The 12,070-nt window shown below is 50.8% G+C and carries 12 protein-coding genes; 10 read left to right on the forward strand and 2 right to left on the reverse strand.

Annotation, left to right across the window (positions count from 1 at the left end):
* The first annotated feature begins 1 nt into the window (after nucleotide 1).
* From THIDRDRAFT_RS20945 to neuC, 6 genes are all read left to right on the forward strand, one after another.
* Nucleotides 2–1,003 (forward strand): NAD-dependent 4,6-dehydratase LegB, encoded by a 1,002-nt coding sequence (locus THIDRDRAFT_RS20945; protein WP_007042922.1) that lies wholly within the window; start codon nucleotides 2–4, stop codon nucleotides 1,001–1,003.
* Nucleotides 1,000–2,157 (forward strand): LegC family aminotransferase, encoded by a 1,158-nt coding sequence (locus THIDRDRAFT_RS20950; RefSeq protein WP_007042923.1) that lies wholly within the window; start codon nucleotides 1,000–1,002, stop codon nucleotides 2,155–2,157. The genes THIDRDRAFT_RS20945 and THIDRDRAFT_RS20950 overlap by 4 nt, the downstream gene beginning before the upstream one ends.
* A gap of 7 nt (nucleotides 2,158–2,164) precedes the next feature.
* The gene (locus THIDRDRAFT_RS24945; RefSeq protein WP_083827546.1) at nucleotides 2,165–3,211 is read left to right on the forward strand and encodes a GNAT family N-acetyltransferase; all 1,047 of its coding nucleotides are present in this window, start codon (nucleotides 2,165–2,167) and stop codon (nucleotides 3,209–3,211) included.
* A gap of 16 nt (nucleotides 3,212–3,227) precedes the next feature.
* Nucleotides 3,228–3,893, forward strand: coding sequence for a class I SAM-dependent methyltransferase (locus tag THIDRDRAFT_RS24950; protein ID WP_007042925.1), 666 nt, complete (start codon nucleotides 3,228–3,230; stop codon nucleotides 3,891–3,893).
* Complete coding sequence (neuB, locus tag THIDRDRAFT_RS20955; RefSeq protein WP_007042926.1) at nucleotides 3,890–4,888, forward strand: N-acetylneuraminate synthase; 999 nt, start codon at nucleotides 3,890–3,892, stop codon at nucleotides 4,886–4,888. Before THIDRDRAFT_RS24950 ends, neuB begins: the two co-directional genes overlap by 4 nt.
* A gap of 402 nt (nucleotides 4,889–5,290) precedes the next feature.
* The gene (gene neuC, locus THIDRDRAFT_RS20960; RefSeq protein WP_007042927.1) at nucleotides 5,291–6,454 is read left to right on the forward strand and encodes a UDP-N-acetylglucosamine 2-epimerase; all 1,164 of its coding nucleotides are present in this window, start codon (nucleotides 5,291–5,293) and stop codon (nucleotides 6,452–6,454) included.
* A gap of 147 nt (nucleotides 6,455–6,601) precedes the next feature.
* Here the strand turns inward: neuC and THIDRDRAFT_RS20965 are convergent, their stop codons facing one another.
* A complete protein-coding gene (locus THIDRDRAFT_RS20965) occupies nucleotides 6,602–7,384 on the reverse strand; it encodes an ISAs1 family transposase (RefSeq protein WP_007042928.1) in 783 nt (260 codons plus the stop codon).
* Nucleotides 7,385–7,648, reverse strand: coding sequence for an ISAs1 family transposase (locus THIDRDRAFT_RS26925; protein ID WP_007042929.1), 264 nt, complete (start codon nucleotides 7,646–7,648; stop codon nucleotides 7,385–7,387).
* A gap of 514 nt (nucleotides 7,649–8,162) precedes the next feature.
* On the opposite strand from THIDRDRAFT_RS26925, the gene THIDRDRAFT_RS24965 reads away from it, so the two are divergent.
* Genes THIDRDRAFT_RS24965 through THIDRDRAFT_RS24980 form a run of 4 tightly spaced genes read left to right on the forward strand, consistent with a single transcriptional unit; the run spans nucleotide 8,163 to nucleotide 11,893 of the window.
* Nucleotides 8,163–8,843, forward strand: coding sequence for a HisA/HisF-related TIM barrel protein (locus THIDRDRAFT_RS24965; protein WP_083827547.1), 681 nt, complete (start codon nucleotides 8,163–8,165; stop codon nucleotides 8,841–8,843).
* 35 nt (nucleotides 8,844–8,878) lie between these two features.
* Nucleotides 8,879–9,475, forward strand: a complete 597-nt coding sequence (gene hisH / locus THIDRDRAFT_RS24970; RefSeq protein WP_083827548.1) for an imidazole glycerol phosphate synthase subunit HisH — start codon at nucleotides 8,879–8,881, stop codon at nucleotides 9,473–9,475.
* A 10-nt stretch (nucleotides 9,476–9,485) separates the two neighbouring features.
* On the forward strand, nucleotides 9,486–10,679 hold the full coding sequence (locus THIDRDRAFT_RS24975) for an N-acetyl sugar amidotransferase (protein WP_007042932.1): 1,194 nt from the start codon (nucleotides 9,486–9,488) through the stop codon (nucleotides 10,677–10,679).
* 5 nt (nucleotides 10,680–10,684) lie between these two features.
* A complete protein-coding gene (locus THIDRDRAFT_RS24980) occupies nucleotides 10,685–11,893 on the forward strand; it encodes a DUF4915 domain-containing protein (protein ID WP_007042933.1) in 1,209 nt (402 codons plus the stop codon).
* Nucleotides 11,894–12,070 lie beyond the last annotated feature (177 nt).

Consider the following 12,070-nt stretch of genomic DNA (forward strand, 5'->3'; position numbering starts at 1 on the left):
CGTGGGACGTAAAATCCTCATCACCGGTGCCGACGGTTTCATCGGTTCCCATCTCACCGAAGCCTTGGTGCGCGCCGGCTATGACGTCAAGGCCTTCGTCCTCTACAACTCCTTCAACACCTGGGGTTGGCTTGATCAGTGTGCCACGGATGTGTGCGACCAGTTCGAGGTCTTCGCTGGCGACATCCGCGACCCGCACGGTGTACGCACCGCGATGACCGGCTGCGATGCCGTGTTGCACCTGGCCGCGCTTATCGCCATCCCATACTCTTACCACTCACCAGACACCTACATAGACACCAATATCAAGGGCACGCTCAACGTTGTGCAGGCGGCGCGTGATCTGGGCGTTAGCAAGGTAGTCCACACCTCGACCAGCGAGGTCTACGGTACCGCCCGCTTCGTGCCCATCACCGAAGCACACCCACTGCAAGGCCAGTCGCCTTATTCGGCGAGCAAGATCGGCGCCGATCAAATCGCCCAATCCTTCCATCTATCCTTCGGCACGCCAGTGGTGACGCTGCGGCCCTTCAACACCTACGGCCCCAGGCAATCGGCGCGTGCAGTCATCCCCACCATCATCACCCAGATTGCCAGCGGCCAACGCCAGATCAAGCTAGGCGCGATGCATCCGACGCGCGACTTTAACTTCGTCGCCGATACCGCCAGCGGTTTCATCAAGGCACTGGAGAGCGATGCTAGTATCGGCGAGGTGATCAACCTCGGCAGCAACTTCGAGATCAGCGTCGGTGACACCGCGCGCACTATCGCCGAGATCATGAACGCTGACATCGAGATCCTCACCGACGAGCAGCGCCTGCGCCCGGACAAGAGCGAGGTCGAGCGACTCTGGGCGGACAACACCAAGGCACGGGAACTGCTCGGCTGGCAGCCAGCTTACGCTGGGCTTGATGGCTTCCGGCGCGGCCTGTCCGAGACGGCAAAGTGGTTCACGGACCCGGCCAACCTGAGCCACTACAAGGCGGATCGCTATAACCTGTGAACGCGCTTCCGTCGGCCATTATCGATGCGCTGCGCGCGGTGCTGGGACCAGAGAATGCAACGCTGCATGAACCTCGCTTCCAGGGCCACGAACAGCGTTACGTGCAGGACTGCATCGCCTCAACCTTTGTATCCTCGGTCGGTGCCTATGTCGATCGCTTCGAGCGCGAGCTAGCGGATTACACAGGCGCTCGCCGAGCCGTCGCTGTGGTCAACGGCACTGCCGCCCTGCAGATCGCGCTACAACTGGCCGGAGTGGAGGCGAAGGATGAGGTCATCGTCCCTGCGCTCACCTTTGTCGCCACAGCCAACGCAGTGCATTACCTGGGCGCGGTGCCCCATTTTGCCGACAGCGCGAAGAACACGCTAGGTCTTGATCCAACGGCACTGCGAGACTGGCTCGGCGCGACCGCCGAGCGCTCGGGTGATGCCTGGCGAAACCGCCACACCGGCCGGCGTTTGCGCGCGCTGGTCCCCATGCACACGTTCGGTCATCCCTGCGATCTGAACGCCCTGCTGTCTGTCGCGCATGATTACCGGCTGACCTTGGTGGAAGACGCCGCAGAATCCCTCGGCAGCCGATACCATAGCCGCCACACCGGCACCTTCGGGCGGCTAGGCACGCTGAGTTTCAACGGCAATAAGATCATCACCACAGGCGGTGGCGGCGCCATCCTCACCGACGATAAGCACCTAGCCGATCACGCCAAGCACCTGAGCACTACGGCCAAAGTCCCGCACCGTTGGGACTATATGCACGACGAGATCGGCTACAACTTCCGCATGCCCAATATCAATGCCGCGCTCGGCTGTGCCCAGTTGGAGCAGTTGCCGAAGTTTCTAGCCTCTAAGCGGCGTCTAGCCGCGCGCTATCGCGAAGCTTTCGCGGGCCTGGAGCAGGCGAGTTTGATGCAGGAACCACAAGGCTGTGAGAGCAATTATTGGCTGCAGACACTGATTCTGGATGAGGCGGCGGCGGATCAACGCGATGCGATTCTCACGGCGACCAACGACGCCGGTCTGATGACCCGCCCAGCCTGGACGCTAATGCACCAGTTGCCGCCCTATCGCGACTTTCCGCTCGCGCCACTGCCAATGGCAGAATCATTAGCGCGGCGGCTCATTAATCTGCCGAGCAGTGCGGGGCTGGCGTGATAACCGATTGCATTTTGCATTAAAAGATTTTTCAAAAGGCTTTAAATTGATGCATGCCTATCAAATTCCACTGGAAGAAGCTGAAAATATTTATTATGGGATGCCGGATAGTTGTCAGCTACCGACACTTCATCCTTTGTATGTCGCGGCTGACGCCAGCAGGGACGATAGATTACAGCCGATATTTTGGTATTCTCATGAAAATAATGGAAAATTCCTCTACTCGTTTCATCTCTGCGAAACCAAATTAGAAAAAAATTTAATAATCCGAGATATTGAGTCGCCATATGGTTATGGCAGCCCTCTGACAAATACACGTGACTCGTCATTTCTCGAAGGTGTTAGGCGCGAGTTTCAAAACTGGGCACAAGCAAATAAAATTTTAGCACATTTCGCAAGAATCCATCCGCTCGCAAATCACCCCACCCATTTTTATGAGAAAGTTGACTTCAATAGAAGCACGGTATTCATTAACTTAAAAGGTCATTTATTTGATGATTACTCCGGAAGAAGACGCACATATATAAGACGAGAGTCAGAAAAAATTCATGAACTAGTTAAAGTTGAAGATGCCAATAATTTTTCAGCCTTCATTAAATTGTACGAAGAAACGATGAGGCGCGCCAGCGCTAGGGATTTTTATTTTTTCAAAGAAAAATATTACGAAAACCTCTACAAGTTAAGCTTTGTAGAATGCTGGCTACTACATGACGAGCATAGTATTGTTGCAGGCGCCTTGATATTGGTTAGCCATGCTTCAAAAATTATTGAGTATCATTTAGGCGCCCATACTATCAGGAGCAAATCTAGGCCTATGATTTATTTACTTCATTTGCTTGCACGTCATTATCAAAAAGAAGGTTTCGAGATATTCTATTTAGGTGGAGGGCGATCAACGAGCAAAGATGATTCATTGCTTTTATTTAAACGCGGATTTTCTAGCAACCTTATTCCTTTCAACATTGGCTTCTCTATATACAACCATGACCATTATGAATCACTGAAGTCATTACGACCAGGCCAAGACACCACAATACTATTTTACCGCGACTGATTCTGCGGAGGGGAAAATGGCTTTCGACGAGATTTGGGAAGATATTTTTTCGAGTTCTGCCTGGGGAAAATATCCTGGAGAAGCTTTAATCCGGTTTGTTGCCCGACATTTTTATAAAGCAAATAATCGTCGAGACATAAGAATACTGGAGTTGGGTTGCGGCCCTGGCGCCAATCTTTGGTATTGCGCCCGCGAAGAATTTAGCGTTTTCGGTGTTGATGGATCCAAGACTGCAATTAGGATTGCAAAAGCGCGACTTGATACTGAAGTACCCGATTGGACAGGGGCTCTTTGTGTTGCAGATATTTCGCTCCTGCCATTCGATGATAAAATGTTCGACGCAGTAATTGACAATGAAGCGATTTGCTGCAATTCATTCGAAGATTCTCAGATTATCTACAGTGAAGCCGCAAGAGTCCTAAAAACTAGCGGAAAGCTTTTCTCAAGAACTTTTTCCACATTATCTTGGGGCTATGGCACCGGACAAGAATTAGGGCGAAACGCATTCCTCTGCGCTGAAGGACCGCTTCATGGGAAAGGGTATGCGCGTTTTACCACAGATTCAGAAGTGGTTGATTTGCTAGGCGATCTAGTTTTGACCTCTTTGGAAGAATTAAAAACGACCCGAAACAACAGGAAAAATGCAATAGTCGAATGGATTATAGAAGCCGAAAAGCCATGACATACGTAATCGCAGAAGCAGGCGTCAACCATAACGGCAGCTTGCAGAAAGCTCTTGAGCTAGTCGCATCAGCAAAAGAATCAAAAGCAGATGCAGTCAAATTTCAGACATTTATCGCCAGAGATGAAGTCAGCCAATTTGCAGAGAAGGCAGAATACCAAAAAGCGACTACGACACCGACAGAAACGCAGCTTCAAATGATAGAGAAATTAGAGTTAAACAGAGAGCAGCACCTTGTAATACAAAAAACCTGCCTTAGATTTGGAATAGATTTTTTATCTTCGGCTTTCGATAATGGAAGTCTTGATCTGCTTCGGGATCTAAATTTGCCTCGTTTCAAAATTCCCTCCGGCGAGATCACCAATCTGCCATACCTGCGCCATGTCGGCGCCTTCGGCAAACCGGTGATCCTCTCCACCGGCATGAGCACCCTGGGCGACATCGAAGCCGCGATCGAGACTCTGGAAGCCGCCGGCACCCTGCGTTCGCAGATAACCGTCCTGCACTGCAACACCGAATACCCAACGCCCATGGCGGACGTGAACCTGCGCGCCATGTGCAACATCCGCGAAGCCTTCGGCGTGGCAGTCGGCTATTCGGACCATACACCGGGCATCGAGATACCCATCGCCGCCGTGGCGCTCGGCGCGACCGTCATCGAAAAGCACCTGACGCTAGATCGCAACTTGCCCGGCCCGGACCACAAAGCTAGTCTGGAACCAGATGAGTTCGCCGCCATGGTGCGCGCCATCCGCAACATTGAGCAGGCGCTGGGTGACGGCATAAAGCGCCCAAGCCCGAGCGAAGCGAAAAACAAGCTGATCGCGCGCAAATCCCTAGTCGCGACCCGAGCCATCCACGTCGGCGAGCCTTTCACGCCGGACAACGTCACCGCCAAGCGCCCTGGCACTGGGATCTCACCGATGCGCTGGGATGAGGTGATGGGGCGAATTGCTGGAAGCGATTATACTGAAGATGAGTTGATTGAGTTTTGAGGTGTAACGCAAATGAAAGGTGAAGTCATGCCCATCATAGAAGTCGCACCCGAGGGAGGTTACTGGGCGGTCTCGCCAGAATTTCCTGGTGCCAATGGACAAGGAGAGACCCTTGAAGAAGCGCGCGAAAGTCTTCGCTCGGCATTCAGTTATTGATTGAGGATCGACTTGAAGATGCGCTCAAGGGGTTACCGCCGGATGCGATTCGAGAACCTCTGACCATCGCATGAAGCGACGGCTGCTTGAAAAACAGCTGCGCCAGACTGGCTGCTACCTGAAACGCGAAGGTGGCGAATATGCTTTATAGATAAATCCAAAGACTGGCGTCACTGAAGCCATTCCTCGACACACGGACATAAAGGGAGGCTTGGCCAAGAAGATTTTGAGAGACCTGACTGAACAATGACCAAGCGTATCTGCGTCGTCACCGGCACCCGCGCTGAATACGGGCTTCTGCGCTGGGTGATGGAGGGCATCCGCCAGTCGCCCGTGCTGGAGTTGCAACTCATCGCCACCGGCATGCATCTGTCTCCAGAGTTCGGACTAACCGTCGAGGCCATCGAAGCCGATGGCTTTCAGGTTGATCGCAAGGTCGAGATGTTACTGAGCTCGGACACGAGGGTAGGCGTGACCAAGTCCATGGGACTTGGCATGATCGGATTCGCCGATGCACTGGCGGAATTACAACCGGATCTGCTGCTGGTGCTCGGTGACCGCTACGAGATCTTCTCCGCAACCACATCGGCCATGATCGCACGCGTACCCATCGCCCATCTGCATGGAGGCGAGACAACACAGGGCGCCATTGATGAGGCGATCCGCCACAGCATCTCCAAGATGTCCCACCTGCACTTCGTCGCAGCGGAAGAGTACCGGCGCCGGGTCATCCAGCTCGGCGAGCAGCCGAAGCACGTCTTTCAGGTCGGAGGATTGGGCATCGATAACATTCTGCGCCTCCAGCTCCTGGCACGTGATGAACTGGAGGCCAAGCTGGATTTCAAGCTAGCCTCGCGCAACCTGTTGATCACCTTTCATCCCGTGACACTGGAACACAACACCAGCGCCGCGCAAATGGACGAACTGCTCGCTGCGCTGGCGGAATTGCAAGACACTGGCCTAGTCTTCACCATGCCCAATGCCGATGTCGAGGGTCGTGTGCTGTTTCGTCAGATCGAAGACTACTGCTCACGACATAAGAACGCTCAGGCTTATACCTCACTGGGACAACTGCTGTATCTGTCCTGCATCAAGCATTTCGATGGCGTGGTTGGTAATTCCTCCAGTGGTTTGGCTGAAGTACCAAGTTTCAATAAGGGCACCATCAATATCGGCGATCGCCAACGCGGACGCTTGCGTGCCGCGAGCGTGATCGACTGCGAACCAGATCAGGCTTCCATTGGTGCTGCCCTCTGTCAGCTGTTTTCACCGAAATTCCAGGCGCAACTGCCAAGGGTTAAGAACCCTTACGGCAACGGCGGTGCGAGTGCTGCCATCGTTAAAGTTCTGGAGCAACGATCGCTGAATGATTTGCTTAAGAAGCGCTTCTACGATTTGCCGAATCCATGAAAATCCTGTCCGTCCATCGGCACAGTCACTTTTCCGCACGTGCCTTGCGCGAATTTATCGCCATGTAGCAGGATAGTAGCTGTTCAGGACCACTTGCCAAGCCATGATCTGGGCCTGTAATTTCTTGCCATGAGCAGGGCGATCGCATCACGTTTTCCTAATATTCAAAGATTTGGACGTTGATGATTTTGCAGTGTATTTGGGCGCCTCGAAGAGCAATTTTTCCAGATAGACCTCGTTCCAGGCCGCTTTCAGGCGTTTGCTCTGAATGCCGAGCTTGGTGTTGTCGTGCTTGAGACGGGTCAAGGCGACGCGCCGCATCACGGCCAGATTCTCGCGGGCATCGGGATCGCGTACGCGCGAGGTATCCTCATTGAAGGCGACATCAAGACTCCAATGCAGCTGGTTTTCCACGCCCCAGTGACCGCGCACAGCGCGGGCGAAGACCGACACGTCGGTGTCGGTGCTGGCGATGTAATAGCGTGTCTCACGCGAGGTCACACCATTGATCTCGCGCTCGGACTCGATCATGCCGATCATGTTCAACGCCTTCCATCCGGCGCGGCGCGACACACCGGAGAGATCGCCGAGAGTGCGATAGCGGCACCTCTCGCGCCGCCCATGTCCCTGCTCGACGGTTTCCAGGAACTGGGAGTCGACGTCGGCGTAGTCTCGAGCATCGGCGTTGATGAAGGCCTCCTCGACCTCGGTGGCCAAGGTGCTCTGGTTGCCCTTGAGCGCGAGGACGTAGTCGGCCCCTTGATCGACGATCTGGGCGGCGATCTTGGTTTGGCACCCCATCGCGTCGAGGGTCACGCCCTTACCCCGATCGTGCGAGCGGCGCAACGTCTTGCCATCGATCGCGATCACCTCGCCCGGGAGAATCTCGCGCAGCGTCTCCACCCAGTCACGAAAGCAGGCCTCGAACACCTACGGATCGATCAGACTGAACACCCGCCCGAAGGTATCGTGCACGTGGATTCCGTTGGGCAGTGCCAAGAACCGTTCCAACCACGTCTGCTTGGCTCGTCCGAATTCGGCGATTTGCACCCAGCCATCGGCCCCGCAGAGCACACCGGTGATGGCGATCGCGATCATGTCGTTGAGTCGATGGCGCTGCTTGATTGCACAGCGCGGATTCTCCAGCGTCGAGAAATGGGTCAACAAGGATCGATCCGAGGGCATTTCCGGCATGGCGGACTCTTGCAAGGGCAGCGAATAAGGGCGCGCAAGCCTGGGGCAATCCGGCTAACCAACCCAATAGTAATCGCTAATATTTTGATGCGATCGCCCTGTTGCCATGAGCGATTCTCCAACCCCAATCAGCGCCACCCGATCGCCCTGAGGAAGAAGTCCGGAGTGTCGCCATGCTCGTGATACATTTTGGGCATCCCTGTCCCAAAATGACTGAGTTCGGCGACAGCCTTTGTGCCCCGGTTCGCCCTGCGTTCGTGGCGCTACACCGACATCTCGCACGCTGCTCGGTGCCGCTTTCACGTAAGGGCGACGGCGAGCCCGGTGTAAGGTGTAAAGACCATTTGGTCTCGGTATGCAGCGTATCAGAGACGTGGCAGCCAGGATCAAATACGCCAGAAAATCTCGTGACTTAAGAACATGTATGTAATGAGATGCTTCCAAGGGCAACCTCAGATGCCAAAACTGGCATAAAGATGTCGCGGGCACCTAAATAGTTACTATTTGGCAATAAATGATGAGAAAGATATGCAGGCTAGAAATTAAAAACGATGTAGTCGTAAAAGGTGTAAAATTCGAAGGTGTAAAAAAAGTAGGCACATTTGCAGCGGCTATGGAGTGTTGCGAAGCCAATCACATCGAAGAGATTTTTCTCGTAGACAATACAAAATCGCTTTACGGATTGCCGCCAAACTTTTCCGCACTCGAATCCGTAGCAAAATTAACTGCGTTACCGATAACCTTTGGTGGAGGAATACGCACAACCGAAGATGCGATGCTGTCTTTTCGACTCGGAGCCGCTAGGGTTTACTTGAATTCTGTACTCTTCCAGTCAGGTGAAATTGTAGAAAAAATAGTCGCAACTACTGGTCGTCAAGCAATAGTGGGCGGCGTTGAGTATCGGGTAAATACTGGTCGTGATATCTGTTTTTCATGCGCTGGCCGAGAGCCGAGCGCTTTAGGTGTTGCTGGCCGGGTTGCGCAAATTCTGTCTTTTGGCGTGAGTGAAGTTATTCTGACAAGCATTGATCGCGATGGAACAGGGAAGGGCTTCGATGCTGAGGCTATCAATCTATTTGATGACATACCCATACCCGTCATCTTATCTGGCGGTGGAAGTAAAAAAGAACTATCAAATTGGCCGGTCAGCTTGCGTACGGAAGGTCTCGCCTTTTCATCAGCTGTGATTCTGTAGAGAAAATCGGCTTTCTTTTTTAAGCGACAATAACGATGATTAGCATCATAGCTGTTCCTGGCGCGAACATTGGAAATCTAATGGCAATTTTTCCTGATGCAGCTCTAGTTGTTGAACCCCAGCAACTGGCACAGAATACAAATTGCCTGGTTTTACCTGGAGTCGGGCACTTTAAGGCTTATATGACGTTCCTAGCAGAAAACGACTGGCTAAAGTTTCTTCGTGACATATCTGAATCGCAAAAAAAACTGAAAGTACTTGGAATATGTGCAGGCTTTCATATTTTGTGTGCTGGTAGCGAAGAAGCGCCGGATGTGCGAGGGCTGGGTATCTTTAATGTTCATGTTACGTCTCTCAAACCTAACCTCTCGGTAAATCCAGCTTTGAAAGTCCCAAATATTGGTCAAAAAAAGATGAACTCAGTGCCGCAGCTTTTAGATATTGACCACGCATATTTCATCCACTCTTTCGCTGCGCACTCGATTAAATCATCCCATGAGCGGCAATGGATCGATTACGGCACGGATAGACTTGTAGCCGCAATGGTGCGTGATAATTTTATCGGTATGCAGTATCACCCAGAACTTAGTGGCACTCAGGGTATCAAATTCTTAAAAACCATTACTCAATAAAGAGATTTCTATGGCTCGTTACGGACTCCCAGATCACGTTGAATTTTGCACGCGCTGCGTTCAATCCAATCAGAAAGTTGTTCCTTCCATCGTTCAGCGCGACACCAAAGAGGGCAGCAAGTCAACCCTAATTTTTCAAGATGGGGTATGCTTGCCTTGCCGAATACATGAAGCAAAAGTGAATTCGATTGATTGGAATTTTCGTGAACAGGAATTATTGAAGCTATTGGATCGTTATCGCTCCAGCAACGGAAATTGGGACTGTATTGTCCCAGGATCAGGCGGCAAAGATTCGATCTTTCAGGCTCATATACTGAAGACCAAATATGGAATGAATCCGTTAACTGTTACTTGGGCGCCTCACCTTTACACTGACGTCGGCCGACGGAATTTTGATCGCTGGATACGCAAAGGTGGTTTTGACAATATGCTGTTTACACCTGACGGAGAGCGGCATGGGTTGTTGACACGCCTTGCGTTTAAGAATTTATTTCATCCGTTTCAGCCGTTTATATTTGGACAAAGAAATTATGTCATGCATATTTCGCGACAACTGGGAATTAAGCTCATCTTTTTTGGTGAAAATCCAGCGGAATACGGTGGATTCAGAGGCGAAGAAGATTCCCCGAAAATGTCGAAGCGCTATTATGTCGATAGCGATCGTTCCAGCATGAGAATTTCAGGTCTTTCTCTTGATGAGCTTAAAAATGAAAAAAAGATTGATCAGTATGCTTTGCGGTACTATCTTCCGTTAACCGAAGAAGAATACTCGAAATTCAGCCCAGCCCCTCATTGGCTGGGCTATTACGTTAACTTTCATCCACAGAGCAATTATTACTACGCGCAAGAGCATGTCGGTTTTGAAACAAATGACCAACGTACAGAGGGAACTTATTCACGTTACAACTCAATTGACGACAAGCTAGATGGATTTCACTATTGGTGCGGTTATATCAAGTTTGGCATTGGTCGCGCAACTCATGAAGCGTCTCAGGAAATTCGAAATGGAGACCTCACCCGGGAAGAAGGTGTTTCTTTGGTTCGTAAATATGATGGCGAGTTCCCGGCTCGTTATTTTAAGGAAATCTTGGAATATATTCAAATGGATGAGGAAGAGTTTTTTAATCTTGCTGATAGCTTCAGGCCTGAGCATCTTTGGGTGAAATCTAACAGTGATTGGCAACTTCGACACAGGGTATCTTGACCAAGATGTTTCTAAAAAAAGAGGATATTCTCGGTGCCGCTGGCGAACGAGAAATCATTTTCTGGGGCTGCTCGGAAGACTGGGTTCCAAAGAGCAAGAAGTTGCTGCCTTTCGTGGTTTTGGCTGTTGACATTAATTGGGAGAGAATCGGTGAAAAATGGATGGACCTGAAAGTCACATCGCCATCAAAAATTCTGGAAAAGCGCGATCAATTTTTTATCGTCATTACCACCGGTTCGTATGAAAGCGTCGAGGAGGTACTGCAAATTTCCGGTTGGCAGCCGGGGCTCGATTATTGTTATTCGCCAGTATATCTTGAATTCAAAAACAGTCGGTCCGTCTCCGAAGTCAGCGGAAAATTATTAGTTGCGTCTTCAGATTACGGTGTTTCCGGTGATTACCGATCGAGCCGCCTGGGTGGAGGTTTGTATCAGATTTCGTTTAATTGTGGTTATATTACTGAAATAAATAGACTATCGGAAGGATCTTACCGGCAAGGGCAGTTTAGTGATGGTGCTTATTATACAATAGACTATGTGAAGAATGAGTTTCAAGTTTTTGATTCTGATTGGAATCAAGCAGAAAACATTCTCTTGAATCTTAGGCATTACACCGGAATCTCCGTTGACAATGGGTATGCCTACTTGATTAGCTCAGCCTACGATTGTATCGAAATACTGGATATCAAATATAAAAAAATTATCCATCGCCGCCAATTTTCAGACCGTTCTGGTAAGCGAGGAGAGGGACTTCATCATTTGAACGATTGTTGTTTTCGAGACGGTGTGCTTTTTTTTAGCTACTTCTCTCGGTCTGGCGTATGGAGAAACGAGATTTTCGATGGGGGAATTTCCTTCTTCGATCTTAAGGAGGATCGCATCCTAGATGCCCTTGGCGGCCTGTTTCAGCCGCATTCCCCAACGATGATCAACGATCAACTGCATTTTTGTGAAAGCCCTAGAGGTTATGTTTATGCTTCGAGTTGGGAGAGACTCTGCTCTTTCCCTGGGTTTGTTCGCGGGCTCGATTATCGCAACGGCCGATATTTCGTTGGGCAAAGTGAAACCCTTTATATGAAAAGAGCAAAAAATATTCCAAATGTTATGATGAATACTGGCGTGTATTGTGTCGATTCTAGCTCAGGCTCGGCAAGGTTTTTGGCAATTGACGGAATAAAAAATGTGCATTCTGTACATGCGATAGATTGTTTCTAGATATCAAATCCCCGAAGATTATACCGAGCTAATACCAATTTTTCGGTTTTTACTCGCCGACAATGGCGAAGTTTTCCGTCAGCAACGATCGTAGGTCACCACGATATTGGTTCGGGTGACGAAAGAAATTCTCGCAAGCCGCTTTGAAGTCGGCGAACGACTCAAAATAGCGGTTAT

Origin of the sequence: Thiorhodococcus drewsii AZ1 (assembly GCF_000224065.1) — a bacterium.
Classification (GTDB): domain Bacteria; phylum Pseudomonadota; class Gammaproteobacteria; order Chromatiales; family Chromatiaceae; genus Imhoffiella; species Imhoffiella drewsii.

Excerpts from the sequence above, each read along its gene's own strand:
- THIDRDRAFT_RS24965 (WP_083827547.1), top strand. The coding sequence starts at position 8,163 with ATGATGAGAAAGATATGCAGGCTAGAAATTAAAAACGATGTAGTCGTA.
- THIDRDRAFT_RS24980 (WP_007042933.1), top strand. The coding sequence starts at position 10,685 with ATGTTTCTAAAAAAAGAGGATATTCTCGGTGCCGCTGGCGAACGAGAA.
- THIDRDRAFT_RS26925 (WP_007042929.1), bottom strand. The coding sequence starts at position 7,648 with ATGCCGGAAATGCCCTCGGATCGATCCTTGTTGACCCATTTCTCGACG.
- neuC (WP_007042927.1), top strand. The coding sequence starts at position 5,291 with ATGACCAAGCGTATCTGCGTCGTCACCGGCACCCGCGCTGAATACGGG.
- THIDRDRAFT_RS24950 (WP_007042925.1), top strand. The coding sequence starts at position 3,228 with ATGGCTTTCGACGAGATTTGGGAAGATATTTTTTCGAGTTCTGCCTGG.
- neuB (WP_007042926.1), top strand. The coding sequence starts at position 3,890 with ATGACATACGTAATCGCAGAAGCAGGCGTCAACCATAACGGCAGCTTG.
- hisH (WP_083827548.1), top strand. The coding sequence starts at position 8,879 with ATGATTAGCATCATAGCTGTTCCTGGCGCGAACATTGGAAATCTAATG.
- THIDRDRAFT_RS24975 (WP_007042932.1), top strand. The coding sequence starts at position 9,486 with ATGGCTCGTTACGGACTCCCAGATCACGTTGAATTTTGCACGCGCTGC.